The sequence below is a fragment of the Streptomyces sp. NPDC001816 genome (genome assembly GCF_042892235.1).
Lineage (GTDB): Bacteria > Actinomycetota > Actinomycetes > Streptomycetales > Streptomycetaceae > Streptomyces.
Genome location: NZ_JBIATY010000013.1, coordinates 30693 through 43975, shown reverse-complemented (window position 1 = coordinate 43975; position 13283 = coordinate 30693). Strand labels below are relative to the sequence as shown.

Here is a 13283-nt window from a genome sequence, read left to right as displayed (position 1 = left end):
CCGCCCCCGCGATCAGGAACAGTAGGGGGAGCGGGAGTTCGGGCGCCAGTTATTTTCCGCGCGGTGCGAGCAGCGCCCCCACCAGCGCCCGTACGGCGGTGACGAACAGCCGCTCCGTGTCCACGGGACGGGCCAGCGCACGGGCCAGGGCGGGGTCGTCACCGGCGGCCTCGGCGCTCCACAGCTCCTCCTCGCCGGGCCGCTGCACCGGGGCACGCTCACGGTTGCGCTCGACCAGCACATGACCGACGACCTGGAACTGCACCGCCCGCACGAATTCAGCGGCCCGGGCGCCGCGCAGCCCCGCCGCGTGCGCCTCGCGCACCAGGGCCTGCTGGGCGGGCAGGAACATCCGCTCGGTCAGCCCGCGCTCGTGCACCAAGGCCACCAGATGCGGATGGTCGCGCAGCTGCCGGCGCAGGGCGCGCGCCACGGAGACGACCCGCTGCTCGGGCGTACGCCCGACGGGCCGGATCTCGCCGAGACCGGCCACGGTCCGCTCCACCAGCGCCTCCAGCAGGGCCTCGCGGCCCCCGACGTGCCAGTAGATCGAGGTGACGGCGGTGCCCAGCTCGGCTGCCAGCTTGCGCATCGTGAGCGCGTCCGGGCCGTGCTGCCGCACCAGCCCGGCGGCGGCCTGAAGGACCTCCTCCCGGCTGAGCGTCCCTCTCGCCATGATCCCTCCAACTCCGGTCCGTGCACGTGTATTTACCCCGCGTCCCGACTGCTGTAACTGTGTTACAGATGACGGCCCGTCAGAAGAAGGGCGGTACGGCGTATGGCACGCGTACGGTACGGAGCACGGACCGAGGCGGAGATCGCCGCCACGCGCACCGCGAGCGCTCGGCTCCCCGACATCTGGTCCACCGGAGTGGTGGCCGTCTGGGAGACCGACCCGGACGCGGTCGCGGCTGTGCTGCCACCACCCCTGAAACCCACCGGCAGCCCGCTCGTCCGGGTGAACATCAGCAAGGTCGACCTGCCCGGATACCCGCTCGGCGCGGGCTCCTTCGCGGTCGCCGCCGCGCACGGCGAGGTCGAGGGCTGGTACCCGCTGGTGATGCCGATGACCCACGAACGCGCCCTCACCGGCGGCCGTGAGGTCTTCGGGGAGCCCAAGAAGCTCGGCGAGGTGACCGTCGAGCGCGACGGCCTCGTCGTACGGGCGTCACTGGCCCGGCACGGCATCGCCTTCGTGGAGGTGCGCGGTGCGGTGAACGGTGAGCTGCCCCTTCCGGAGCCCTCGCCCAAGACCGACTTCTACTTCAAGTTCCTTCCCGCCGTGGACGGTTCGGGCTTCGACGGGGACCCCGTGCTGGTGCGCTGCGTACGGCACGAGAAGGTGCGCCGACTGGAACGCGTCACCGGGGACGTCGTGCTGCGCGAGTCCGGGTACGACCCCGTCGCCGACCTCCCGGTGCTGCGCCTGCGGGAGATCACCGTCGGCGAGAAGACCAGCGACCAGCGCGGCCGGGTGGTCGAACGGGTCGACGCGCAGGCCCTGTTGCCGTACGTCCACCAGCGCTACGACGACCCGCTCCAGGTCCACGACGGGCCGCCGGAAGGGAGCCGGTGATGGACCTGCGAGCGGGACAGGTCGCCGTCGTCACCGGGGCGGCGAGCGGGATCGGGCTGGCGATGGCGCGGCGGTTCGCTGTCGAGGGCCTGAAGGTCGTCCTTGCCGACGTCGAGGAGACGGCGCTGGACAAGGCCGCCGCCGACCTGCGCGCGGACGGCGCCGACGTGCACGCGCGCGTGGTCGACGTCGGCGTGCGCGAACAGGTCCTGGAGCTGGCCGAGTCGGCGTACGAGACCTACGGGGCCGTACACGTCCTGTGCAACAACGCGGGGGTCGGCTCGGGCGCCGAGGGGCGCATGTGGGAGCACGAGCCGAACGACTGGCAGTGGGCCTTCGCCGTCAATGTGTGGGGGGTCTTCCACGGCATCCAGGCGTTCGTGCCACGGATGATCAAGTCCGGTCAACATGGTCATGTCGTCAACACGTCCTCCGGCGACGGCGGCATCGCGCCCCTGCCGACCGCCTCCGTGTACGCGGTCACCAAGGCGGCCGTCGTCACCATGACCGAGTCCCTGTACGCCCACCTCAAGGCCGAGCACGCGCGCGTGGGCGCCTCCGTGCTCTTCCCCGGGCCGCACATGCTGCGCACCGGCCTGTGGGAGTCGCACCGCAACCGGCCCGCCCGCTACGCCAAACAGCGTCCCAGGAAGACCCCGTACCGCAGCCTCGACCAGTGGGAGTCAGCGATGCGCGCGGCCGGCCGGGAGGTCCGCTTCACGCCCGTCGAGGAGGTCGCCGAGCTGGTCCTGGACGGCATCCGCGCCGACCGCTTCTGGCTGCTGCCGGCGAGCGAGCACAGCGACGCCCAGATCCGCGCGCGGGCGCACTCGATGCTGGACCGCGCGAACCCGTCGTATCTCGAAAGCTTCATACTCGATTGACCGGGAGGCTGTTGTGGCCGGCCAGGACCCGTACCTGATCATCTCCTCCGACTGCCACGCCGGGCTGCCCACCGAGCAGTACCGGCCCTACCTGGAGTCCCGATTCCACCGGGACTTCGACGAGTTCCTCGCGGGCCGCGAACGGCGCCGCGAGGAGATGACCCGGCTCGGCATCCGCAACGAGGCGTTCGCGGCCAAGTGGTTCCAGGACAACGAGGAGGGCCTGCGCGGGGGCTGGGACACCGCACAGCGGCTGAAGGAACTCGACGGGGACGGGGTGGCCGCGGAGGTGGTCTTCCCGGACGCCGACGCCGTGGACAGCCAGACCGCCGCGCCCTTCGGCGTGGGCCTCGGCCTCTCCGGGGACCATGACCCGGAGCTGGGCATGGCGGGCGCCCGGGCACACAACCGCTGGCTCGCGGACTTCGTGTCCGAGAACCCCGAACGGCACTGCGGCGTGGCCCTGTTGCCGGTCACGGCCGAGGCGGCGAAGGTGGTCGCCGAGATCCACCGCGCCAGGGAGTCCGGGCTCGGCGCCCTGATGATCCCCGCCCTGTGGGGCGACAAGGAGCCGTACCACGACCGCCGGTACGACCCCGTGTGGGCGGCGGCCGCCGAGTGCGGGATGCCCGTGCTGACCCACTCCGGATCGGCGCCGCGCCACGAGTACGGCGACCACCTGGGGATCTTCGTCAGCGAGGTGACCTGGTGGCCGGCCCGGCCGCTGTGGTTCCTGCTCTGGTCCGGTGTCTTCGAACGCCACCCCGGACTGCGGTTCGGGGTCGCGGAGTCGGGCTGCTGGTGGCTGCCGAACCTGCTGTGGTTCATGGACCGCCTCTACCTCGGCGCCCACGGCGGCAAGAAGCTCTCCCCGTTCCAGGAGCTGAAACGCCCGCCGCACGAGTACCTCGACCGGCAGATCTTCGTCTGCGCCACCAACACCAAGCGCCGCGAACTGGCCCAGCGCTACGAGATCGGCGTCGACAACATCCTCTGGGGCAGCGACTTCCCGCATCCCGAGGGCACCTGGCCCGACACGCGCGCGTGGCTGCGGCGCACCTTCCACGACATCCCGGTGAGCGAGACGCGCCGGATGCTGGGCCTCGCGGCGGCGGAGGTCTTCGGCTTCGACGTGCACAGGCTGACACCGCTCGCCGAGCGCATCGGCCCCACCCCCGCGGACCTCGGCCAGCCGGCCGACCAGGCGGCCGTCGAGGCGTCCTGGGCGCGCTCGCGCGAGGTGGGCCGGCACTGGCTGACCGACCACGACTTCCCGACGCTGGGAGTGACACAGTGAGCGACCGGTACACGGTGATCTCCGCCGACTGCCATGCGGGAGCCGATCTCCTGGACTACAAGCCGTACCTGGACAAGCGCCACCACGACGACTTCGACGTCTGGGCGGCCACCTACGTCAACCCGTACGAGGACCTGCTGGCCGACTCGGCCGACCGGAACTGGAACTCCGAGCGGCGCCTCGCGGAGCTGGAGGCGGACGGGATCGTCGCGGAGGTGATCTTCCCGAACACCATCCCGCCGTTCTTCCCCTCCGGCTCCCTGATGGCCCCGCCCCCGAGCGCCGAGGACTTCGAGCGGCGCTGGGCCGGTCTGCGCGCCCACAACCGCTGGCTCGCGGACTTCTGCGCGGCCGCGCCCGGCCGCCGCGCCGGTGTCTTCCAGATCCTCCTGGGCGACGTCGAGGAGGCCGTCAAGGAGATCAGGTGGGCCGCCTCGGCGGGCCTCAAGGGCGGCCTGATGCTGCCCGGCACCCCGCCGGGCTCCGGCCTGCCCGAGCTGTACTCGCGCACGTACGACCCGATCTGGGCCGTCTGCTCGGAACTCGGCGTCCCCGTCAACCACCACGCGGGCTCCGCCTCCCCGCCCCTCGGCGACGAACCGGCCGCCCGCGCGGTCTTCATGGTCGAGACGACCTGGTTCTCCCACCGTGCGCTGTGGCACCTGGTCTTCGGCGGGGCCTTCCGCCGCCACCCCGGGCTGCGGCTGGTGCTGACCGAGCAGGGCTCCGGCTGGATCCCCGGAGTCCTCGACATGCTGGACTACTACCACGGCCGCCTGGTCGCGGCCGCCTCGAAGGCCGACACCGCCGAGGCCAAGTTCGGCGCCGGTCTCGCCGCGAGCATGGGCGAGGCGCCGTCCCGGGTCTGGCACGAGCACTGCTTCGTCGGCGCCAGTTTCATGCGCCCGCACGAGGTGCAGCTGCGCGACCGCATCGGCATCGACAAGATCATGTGGGGCAGCGACTACCCGCACGACGAGGGCACCTACCCGTACACCCGCGAGGGCCTGCGGTTCGCCTACCCGGGCGTCCCGCGCGCGGAGCTGGCGGCCATGCTCGGCGGCAACGCGGCCCGCATCTACGGCTTCGACCTGGACCTCCTGGACCCCATCGCGGCGAAGGTCGGCCCTACGGTGGCCGAGCTGGCCGAGCCACTGCGGGAGCCGCCGGCGGACGCGACGAGCCCGGTGTTCGCGTCAGGAGCGTCGGTACGGGTCTGGTGACGGCCGGGGTGCGATCCTCCCTGCTGTGACGGAACCAACCCATGACGAGGCGCACGACGGTGCGCTGGGCACCCGCCTGAACTGGCTGCGGGCGGCCGTCCTCGGCGCGAACGACGGCATCGTGTCCACCGCCGGACTCGTCGTCGGCGTGGCCGGTGCCACGGACTCCCGCGCCGCCCTGCTCACCGCCGGCCTGGCCGGCCTGCTCGCCGGGTCCATGTCGATGGCGGCGGGCGAGTACGTGTCGGTGTCGACGCAGCGCGACTCGGAGAAGGCCGCACTGGCCCTGGAGCGGCAGGAGCTGAGCGAACAGCCCGAGCTGGAGCTGGAGGAGCTGACCGGGCTCCTCCAGGAGCGCGGCCTGTCCCAGGAGGTGGCCCGTGAAGCCGCCGAGCAGCTCACCGCACGGGACGCGCTGAGGGCACACGCGCGCGTGGAGCTGGGCATCGACCCGGACCAGCTGACCAACCCCTGGCACGCGGCCTGGGCGAGCTTCCTGGCCTTCACCGTGGGCGCTCTGCTGCCGCTCCTCGCGATCGTCCTGCCGCCCGCCGCCTGGCGGCTCCCGGTCACCGTGGTCTGCGTGCTGGCCGCGCTCGTCCTCACCGGGTGGAGCAGCGCCCGGCTGGGAGCGGCCGACCCGAGGCGCGCGGTGCTGCGGAACGTGGCGGGCGGGGCGCTCGCCATGGCGGTGACGTACGGGGCGGGGACACTGCTGGGCGCGGCGGGCGTGTAGCGGACCCGCCCGCACCCTGGTCACCCGGCCCCCCGCGGCCACGGCGTACCGTGAAGTGCGCTCGACCACCCCCTGAGCGCCCTGCACGCAACCCGCACGAGAAGGACCCTCGCCATGCGCGCCACCACCATCCACGCCCCGTACGACATGCGCGTGGAGAACGTCCCCGAGCCCGTGGTGCAGCTGCCCACCGACGCCGTGGTGCGGGTGCTGCGCGCCTGCATCTGCGGCAGCGATCTGTGGGCGTACCGGGGCGAGGCGGCCCGGCAGCCGGGACAGCGCATCGGGCACGAGTTCCTCGGCGTCGTCGAGGAGACCGGCTCCGAGGTGAGCACCGTCCGGCGCGGTGACCTGGTGGTCGCGCCCTTCATGTGGTCCGACGGCGTCTGCGACTACTGCCGCGAGGGCCTGACGACCTCCTGCGAGCACGGCGGCTTCTGGGGCTCCGTCGGCTACGACGGAGGCCAGGGCGAGGCGGTGCGCGTGCCGTTCGCCGACGGCACCCTCGTCCAGCTGCCCAAGGAAGCGGCCTCCGACGACCACCTGCTGTCCGCCCTGCTGACCCTCTCCGACGTCCTCGGCACCGGTCACCACGCCGCCCTCGGCGCGGGCGCCCGCCCGGGCGCCACGGTCGCCGTGGTCGGCGACGGCGCGGTGGGCCTGTGCGCGGTGCTGGCCGCCAAGCGGCTGGGCGCCGAGCGGATCATCGCGCTGGGCCGGCACGCGGTCCGCACCGACATCGCGCGCCGCTTCGGCGCCACCGACGTCGTCGCCGAGCGCGGCGACGAGGCCGTCGAGGCCGTCCGCGCGCTCACCCGCGGCCAGGGCGCGCACGCCGTCGTCGAGGCCGTCGGCACCGAGCAGTCCATGCGGACGGCCGTGAACATCACCCGCGACGGCGGCGCGATCGGCTTCGTGGGCGTCCCGCACGGCAGCGGCACCGGCCTGGACCTCGGCGTCATGTTCGACCGGAACATCGCCCTGCGCGGCGGTGTCGCGCCGGTCCGCGCCTACATCCCCGACCTGCTGCCCGACGTCCTCGACGGCACGATCGACCCCTCGCCGGTCTTCGACATGACCGTCGGCATCGAGGGCGTGCCGGACGGCTACAAGGCGATGGACGAGCGCACCGCCCTCAAGGTGCTCGTCACCAACGACCTGTGACCCGCCGGGGCCTGTCGCCCTAGGACCAGCGGATCGGCAGCGGCAGCGCCGTGAGCAGGCCCGAGACCACGACCACCGCGCCCAGGGCGACCACCTCGGTCCGCGCGGGCACCTGGGCGGTCAGCGGGTCGGCCGCCCGGCTCAGCCGGATCCGCGCCCACAGGGCGAGCACGGCGACGACGGCGACCAGGATCACCTTGGCCAGCAGGGTGCGTCCGTACGCCGTCGTCGTCAGCTGGTCCAGGATCGTGGCCGCCGGCATGCGCCGCAGCGAACTGCACACGCCCGTCGCCGTGAGGGCCGCCAGCAAAGCGGCGGCCACGCGCGCGTAGCGCCCCAGCAGCGCGGCCCCGGCCGCGTCGCCCCGCCACAGCCTGACCGTCCGCAGCGCGTGCGGCAGGCCGCCCGCCCACAGCGCCGCGCAGGTCAGGTGGACCAGCGTCAGACCGGAGCCGACCAGCGGGCCGTGCTCGGTCGTGGGGTGGGCGCGCAGCGCCTCCGCGACCACCACCGCGGCCAGCGGCCACACCTGGGCCGCCGGGCGGCGCGAGCGCGTGCACAGTGCCGCCAGCAGGAAGGCGTTGACCTCCAGCAGCGCCAGCCTGCCGTCGCGGGAGTCGTACAGGCCGCCGACGTCGATCTGGCCGAGACTGTGCGGGACCAGATTGCCGGTGGAGACGACCGAGGCGAGGGCCAGCGCGGCCAGGAACCCCGCGCCGGTCGCCAACAGGGCCCAGCTGCGCGGTCGTTCGGCCGGGGCACCGGGCAGGCGCCGGGCGAGCCGCAGCACGAGCAGCTCGCCCAGCGGGACGCACAGGGCGGCGAACAGCACCCCGCGCAGCAGCGCGATGCCGCCCACGCCGGGAGCGGCGGCCTCCCCGGTCCTGTGCAGCGCGGCGGACGGGCCCAGCAGCGGGACCAGGGCGGCCAAGGCCGCCAGGACCAGGACGGCGACGGCCCGTCCGGTGCCGGACCGGCGCGCCGGTCCGTTCGCGTCGGCGGCCTCGGCACCCGGTCGTATCAAGGTCACCCCGTGATCTTCGCCAGCCGTCACAGAACCGGGCAAGTCCCGGAAAACAACTGGGGCTACAGCATTCCACCCATAGGTACGTTTCCGGCCGCCCGCGCACTCACCTCCAGGCGGCCGGGTCCGAACCCCACGGCACCGGAGGCCGTGCCCAGTCGGCGGGGCCGCCCGTGAAGGACACCGGGGGCAGGGCGTGCCGCAGCCGGCCGAGCGGGCTGTCCGTCTCGGACAGCCAGGCGTCCGGTCCCTCGTACGTGAGGCCGTCCGTGGCCCGGTCGGGCCGGATTTCGTCCGTCAGCCAGCGTGCGGTCCGGGCGAGCGCCAGCCGGACGAGCCGGCTGCCTCCGTCGTACGACTGCTCGGTCACCGCCCGCAGTACGGCAGCCGCCAGCAGATAGCCGGTGCCGTGGTCCAGGGCCTGCGCGGGCAGCGCGCCGGGCTGCCCGGCCGACCCCTCGGTCGCCGCGATGCCGGTCGCGACCTGCACCAGGCTGTCGAAGCCGCGCCGCCCGCCCCAGGGCCCGTACGCGCCCCATGCCGACACCTGCGCCACGACCAGCCCGGGACGCCGCTCGGCGAGCGCCCGCGGGGAGAGTCCGAACCCGTCCAGGGCGCCCGGCCGGTAGCTGGTGACCACGACGTCCGCCGAGGCCAGCAGCTCCTCGAAGGTGTTCCGGTCGGCGGTGAGGTCGAGCGTCGCCGACCGCTTCCCGAAGCCCGTGTCGGCGTGCTGGTCGGCGAGTTCGGGCAGGTGCGGGGCGTCCACGCGCAGCACGTCCGCGCCGAGCAGGGCCAGCGTCCGGGTGGCGACCGGCCCGGCGAGCACCCGGGTCAGGTCGAGGACGCGGAGCCCGGCTGCGGGCAGCAGGGGAGCGGTGGCCGCATCGAGCGCGGGGAGCACGCGCGCGTGCACCGAGTCCAGCCGCTCCCGCTCGACCAGGGGCCGGGCGGCCACCTCGGCGGCCTGCTCGTGCGCCGCCCACTGTTCCGGGGTACGCAGCGCCACGGCGAGACCGCCGGCGCCGTACACCGTCTCCTCCACCTCCAGCGCGGGAAGTTCGGTGAGCCGGGCGGCCACGGCCTCCACCGGGGCGTCGGCCGGCAGGCCCAGCGCGCCGAGCAACCGGGCCCGGTGGTGCGGGTAGTTGGCGTGGGCGCGCACCCAGCCGTCGGCCGTCCGCCAGAACCGCGACAGCGGCGCGAAGACGACCGGCGCCCGCCCGTCGACCTGCAGCAGCCGCTCACTGTGGAAGGCGGCGGCGACCGCACCGTCGTCCACCCGAACCTCCGGCACCTCGGCGAGCCCCGCCCGCCGCGCCCCCAGCTCGGCGGCGGCCAGCGCACACGCGCCGACGCACGCGCGCGCCAGCCGCCGTACGGGGAGGCGCGCCGCAAGCGCGCCCTCCCGCACCACGGTGGTGACCCGCTCGGCAGGGCCGGGACCGCCGCCCACGACGGACCATGCGTACTTGATGTCAGTCATGACTGCACTATGCAGTATTGACTGAATCAATACATGGAGGGAGGGCGGAGGTCCCTACTGGACCGCGCGCAGCGCGTTGACGACACCGAAGCCGTAGAAGCCGTTGACGCGCTTGCCGCCGACGCAGGTCGCGTCCACGACGCCGTCGCCGTTCCCGTCGTACGGGTCGCTCGGGCAGCCGGGGTTGTCCGCCTGGGCCTTCAGCAGGGCCTGCAGCTGGGCGGGGGTGGCGTGCGGGTGGGCCGACTTCAGCAGCGCGGCCACGGCGGCCACGTGCGGGGAGGCCATCGACGTGCCCTGGAGGAAGCCGTACTGGTTGTTCGGCAGCGTGGACAGGATGCGGCCGTTCTTCGACGGCGTGTCCGGGATCTGGTACTTGTCGCCGCCCGGCCCCGCCACGTCGACGACGCCCTGGCCGTAGCTGGAGTAGTACGACTTGGTGCCCTTGACGCCCACCGCGCTCACGGTGACCACGCCGGGCAGCTGGGTCGGCACGTCGAAGCACTCGTGCGGATCGATCGTCCGGTTCGTGGCGGTGGAGTCGTCGGGGCTGGAGGTGTCCACGATCGCGTCCGCGTCGAGGTCGTGGTTGGAGTTGCCGGCCGACGCCACATTGAGCGTGCCCTTGTGCTGTGCGTACAGCTGGGCCCTGTTGACCGCGTCAACGATGGCACGTTGATCGGGGTCGTCCATGCAGTTGTACAGCCACGGGTCAACGTAGTAGCTGTTGTTGGTGATCTCGATGCCGTGGTCCGCGGCGAACACGAAGGCGCAGACCACGCTTTCGGGGTAGAACAGCGAGTTCGCGTCCGGCTGGGCCACGGTGATGCTCGCGACCTTCACCCCGGGCGCCACACCCGCCACGCCTATGCCGTTGCGGGCCGCGGCTATCTCGCCCGCCACATGCGTGCCGTGGTAGTGGTCGGCGTCCACCGGACGCCAGGAGCCGTACGTCGTGTCCGCCTTGCCGCTCACGCAGTTCGCCGACTGGGACGCGGAGAAGTTCGGGGCGATGTCCGGGTGGGTGTCGTCGACGCCGGTGTCGATCACGCCGACGGTCACGTTCCTGCTGCCCGGGTCGATCGTCGCGGCCTTGTCGGCGCCTATCGCCCGCAGATCCCACTGGTCGGCCTCAAGGGGCTCCTGGCCGGCCGCCGCACCCTCGGCGAGCTTCGCGGCCTCTGCCTTCGACAGGACCTGCGCCGCGCCCTCGTCGGTCGTGCCCGCGGCGGTCAGCGGAGCGGTCCGCGTGGCACCCGCCGACTGCACTCCGCGCACGGCGCGCATCTGCGGGCCGAAGTCGGGGTTCGCGGAGTGGGCGACGATCACGCCGATCCGGTCGTAACTCTCCACGACCGTGCCACCGTTGCGGGTGATGGCCTGCTGCACGGACTCGATCGTGTGCCGGTCCGTGCCGGTGTTGACCACGTAGGCGAGGTTGGGGCCGTCCGCCGCCCGCGCCGCCGTGGCCGCGGGGGTCGCCGCCGAGGCGGCCGTCGGCAGGAAGCCGAGCGAGGCGGTCAGCGACAGAACGACCGGCACGGCGAGCGCGAGCCGGCGTCTGGAGCGCAGATGAGCCATGGGATCTCCACATCATCCGGATACAAAACCGCCCGAGACACAGGTGGTGCTCGGGCAGGTACATGACGGGTGGTGCAGGGCGAAGCTATCTCCCGGGACTGATCTCCGAAAGGGTCAGGAGGACTTGAACCGCTCCGCGCGTGGCGCCGTGACCGTGGACGGAGGGCCCAGCAGGATCGTGCCCCCCGCCGAGATCACACAAAGGGATCTGTCAGTGACTCCTTGTAATGTGATCCACGTCCCTGTGAGGTCAGAAAGCGCATGTCCGTGACGCGAGGAGACTCCGTGGCTACCGAGACACCGCCCCCTGCGAAACCCCAAGCCCACCTTCCCTCCACCGAGGAGTTCGCCGAGGTGCAGCAGAGCGCGGAGTTCGGTGAACTGCGCCGCTCCCACCGCTCCTTCGCCTTCCCCCTGACCATCGCCTTCATCGCCTGGTACCTGCTGTACGTCCTGCTCTCCAACTACGCGGGCGACTTCATGGGCACCAAGGTGGCCGGCAACGTCAACGTGGCCCTCGTCCTGGGCCTCGCCCAGTTCCTCACCACGTTCCTCATCGCCTGGTGGTACGCGCGGCACGCCGCGGCCAAGTTCGACCCCAGGGCCGAGGCCATCAAGTCCCGGATGGAGGGCGGCGCATGAGCCCCGCACAGCACACCCTGCTGGCCGCCGGCGAGGCGAGCGAGCACCGCCCGCTGATCATCACCCTGTTCGCGGTGTTCGTCGCCGCGACCCTCGTCATCACCGTCTGGGCCGGCCGGCAGACCAAGGACGCCGCCGACTTCTACGCCGGCGGCCGCCAGTTCACCGGCTTCCAGAACGGCCTCGCCGTCTCCGGCGACTACATGTCCGCCGCGTCCTTCCTCGGCATCGCCGGCGCCATCGCCCTCTTCGGCTACGACGGCTTCCTCTACTCCATCGGCTTCCTCGTCGCCTGGCTCGTCGCCCTGCTCCTGGTCGCCGAGCCACTGCGCAACTCCGGCCGCTACACGATGGGCGACGTACTGGCCTACCGGATGCGCCAGCGGCCCGTCCGTACCGCCGCCGGCACCTCCACGATCGTCGTCTCGATCTTCTACCTGCTGGCCCAGATGGCCGGCGCCGGCGTCCTGGTCTCGCTGCTCCTGGGCATCACCAGCGACGGCGGCAAGATCGGCATCGTCGCCCTGGTCGGCGTCCTGATGATCGTGTACGTCACCGTCGGCGGCATGAAGGGCACCACCTGGGTCCAGATGGTCAAGGCGGTGCTGCTGATCGCGGGCGCCCTGCTGCTCACCTTCCTGGTGCTGCTGAAGTTCCACTTCAACGTCTCGGACCTGCTGGGCAAGGCCGCCGACAACAGCGCGAAGGGCTCCGCCTTCCTGGAGCCCGGCCTGAAGTACGGCGCCACCGGCACCACCAAGCTGGACTTCATCTCGCTCGGCATCGCCCTGGTCCTCGGCACGGCCGGCCTGCCGCACATCCTGATCCGCTTCTACACGGTCCCGACGGCCAAGGCCGCCCGCAAGTCCGTGATCTGGGCCATCGGCCTGATCGGCGCCTTCTACCTGATGACCCTCGCCCTCGGCTTCGGCGCGGCCGCGCTGATCAAACCGGACGAGATCATCGCCTCCAACAAGGCGGGCAACACCGCAGCCCCCCTGCTCGCGCTGCACCTCGGCGGAGTGAACTCCAGCTGGGGAGCGATCCTGCTCGCCAGCATCTCAGCGGTCGCCTTCGCCACCATCCTCGCGGTCGTCGCCGGCCTGACCCTGGCCTCGTCCTCCTCCTTCGCGCACGACATCTACGCCAACGTCATCAAGAAGGGGCAGGCCACCGAGAAGCAGGAGATCAACGCGGCCCGCTACGCGACCGTCGGCATCGGCGCCGTCTCGATCGTCCTGGGCGCCCTCTCCCGCGACCTCAACGTCGCCGGCCTGGTTGCCCTCGCCTTCGCGGTCGCCGCCTCCGCAAACCTGCCGACCATCCTCTACAGCCTGTTCTGGAAGCGGTTCACCACCTCGGGCGCCGTCTGGTCGATCTACGGCGGCCTGGTCACCGCGGTCGGCCTGGTGCTGTTCTCGCCGGTGGTGTCCGGCAAGCCGACCTCGATGTTCCCCGACGTGGACTTCCACTGGTTCCCGCTGGAGAACCCCGGCATCATCTCGATCCCCGTCGGTTTCCTGCTGGGCGCCGTGGGCACCCTGTTGTCGAAGGAGGTCCCGGACGCCGGCAAGTACGCGGAGCTGGAGGTGCGGTCCCTGACCGGGACCGGAGCGCACTGAGCTTCGTACGGAGGGCCGCGTCGTCCGGGACTGTACGGTCCTACGACG

General features: G+C 72.4%; 12 protein-coding genes. 8 read left to right on the top strand and 4 right to left on the bottom strand.

The annotated features are described in order from the left end of the window. Positions 1-49: 49 nt before the first annotated feature. Positions 50-676 (bottom strand): TetR/AcrR family transcriptional regulator, encoded by a 627-nt coding sequence (locus ACFYZZ_RS35570; RefSeq protein ID WP_389185160.1) that lies wholly within the window; start codon positions 674-676, stop codon positions 50-52. Positions 677-778: 102 nt separating this feature from the next. On the opposite strand from ACFYZZ_RS35570, the gene ACFYZZ_RS35565 reads away from it, so the two are divergent. The 6 genes from ACFYZZ_RS35565 to ACFYZZ_RS35540 all read left to right on the top strand — a co-directional run bounded on the left by ACFYZZ_RS35565 (position 779) and on the right by ACFYZZ_RS35540 (position 6880). Then, positions 779-1576 (top strand): acetoacetate decarboxylase family protein, encoded by a 798-nt coding sequence (locus ACFYZZ_RS35565; RefSeq protein ID WP_389185157.1) that lies wholly within the window; start codon positions 779-781, stop codon positions 1574-1576. After that, positions 1576-2460: an SDR family NAD(P)-dependent oxidoreductase gene (locus ACFYZZ_RS35560; RefSeq protein ID WP_389185154.1), complete on the top strand. Its 885-nt coding sequence runs from the start codon at positions 1576-1578 to the stop codon at positions 2458-2460. Before ACFYZZ_RS35565 ends, ACFYZZ_RS35560 begins: the two co-directional genes overlap by 1 nt. A gap of 13 nt (positions 2461-2473) precedes the next feature. Next, entirely contained in the window at positions 2474-3757 is a 1284-nt protein-coding gene (locus tag ACFYZZ_RS35555; RefSeq protein WP_389185151.1) for an amidohydrolase family protein, read from the top strand. Then, positions 3754-4980 (top strand): amidohydrolase family protein, encoded by a 1227-nt coding sequence (locus tag ACFYZZ_RS35550; protein ID WP_389185148.1) that lies wholly within the window; start codon positions 3754-3756, stop codon positions 4978-4980. Before ACFYZZ_RS35555 ends, ACFYZZ_RS35550 begins: the two co-directional genes overlap by 4 nt. A 25-nt stretch (positions 4981-5005) precedes the next feature. Next, positions 5006-5716, top strand: a complete 711-nt coding sequence (locus ACFYZZ_RS35545; protein ID WP_389185145.1) for a VIT family protein — start codon at positions 5006-5008, stop codon at positions 5714-5716. A gap of 114 nt (positions 5717-5830) precedes the next feature. Beyond that, positions 5831-6880 carry a zinc-dependent alcohol dehydrogenase family protein gene (locus ACFYZZ_RS35540; RefSeq protein ID WP_389185143.1) on the top strand — a complete coding sequence of 350 codons (1050 nt, stop codon included), beginning with the start codon at positions 5831-5833 and terminating at the stop codon, positions 6878-6880. Positions 6881-6899: 19 nt separating this feature from the next. Here ACFYZZ_RS35540 and ACFYZZ_RS35535 read toward each other — a convergent pair whose 3' ends face one another. The 3 genes from ACFYZZ_RS35535 to ACFYZZ_RS35525 form a co-directional block, all read right to left on the bottom strand. Next, positions 6900-7910: a CopD family protein gene (locus ACFYZZ_RS35535; protein WP_389185140.1), complete on the bottom strand. Its 1011-nt coding sequence runs from the start codon at positions 7908-7910 to the stop codon at positions 6900-6902. A gap of 100 nt (positions 7911-8010) precedes the next feature. Further along, positions 8011-9390, bottom strand: coding sequence for a CoA transferase (locus tag ACFYZZ_RS35530; protein WP_389185137.1), 1380 nt, complete (start codon positions 9388-9390; stop codon positions 8011-8013). A gap of 54 nt (positions 9391-9444) precedes the next feature. Next, entirely contained in the window at positions 9445-10971 is a 1527-nt protein-coding gene (locus ACFYZZ_RS35525) for a S8 family serine peptidase (RefSeq protein WP_389185134.1), read from the bottom strand. Between the two features lie 285 nt (positions 10972-11256). On the opposite strand from ACFYZZ_RS35525, the gene ACFYZZ_RS35520 reads away from it, so the two are divergent. Both ACFYZZ_RS35520 and ACFYZZ_RS35515 read left to right on the top strand, forming a co-directional pair. Next, positions 11257-11613, top strand: a complete 357-nt coding sequence (locus ACFYZZ_RS35520; protein ID WP_389185132.1) for a DUF485 domain-containing protein — start codon at positions 11257-11259, stop codon at positions 11611-11613. Next, a complete protein-coding gene (locus tag ACFYZZ_RS35515; protein WP_389185131.1) occupies positions 11610-13235 on the top strand; it encodes a cation acetate symporter in 1626 nt (541 codons plus the stop codon). The genes ACFYZZ_RS35520 and ACFYZZ_RS35515 overlap by 4 nt, the downstream gene beginning before the upstream one ends. Positions 13236-13283 lie beyond the last annotated feature (48 nt).

Coding starts and splice junctions, on each gene's coding strand:
- ACFYZZ_RS35570 (WP_389185160.1), bottom strand. CDS start 676: ATGGCGAGAGGGACGCTCAGCCGGGAGGAGGTCCTTCAGGCCGCCGCC.
- ACFYZZ_RS35565 (WP_389185157.1), top strand. CDS start 779: ATGGCACGCGTACGGTACGGAGCACGGACCGAGGCGGAGATCGCCGCC.
- ACFYZZ_RS35560 (WP_389185154.1), top strand. CDS start 1,576: ATGGACCTGCGAGCGGGACAGGTCGCCGTCGTCACCGGGGCGGCGAGC.
- ACFYZZ_RS35540 (WP_389185143.1), top strand. CDS start 5,831: ATGCGCGCCACCACCATCCACGCCCCGTACGACATGCGCGTGGAGAAC.
- ACFYZZ_RS35530 (WP_389185137.1), bottom strand. CDS start 9,390: ATGACTGACATCAAGTACGCATGGTCCGTCGTGGGCGGCGGTCCCGGC.
- ACFYZZ_RS35525 (WP_389185134.1), bottom strand. CDS start 10,971: ATGGCTCATCTGCGCTCCAGACGCCGGCTCGCGCTCGCCGTGCCGGTC.
- ACFYZZ_RS35515 (WP_389185131.1), top strand. CDS start 11,610: ATGAGCCCCGCACAGCACACCCTGCTGGCCGCCGGCGAGGCGAGCGAG.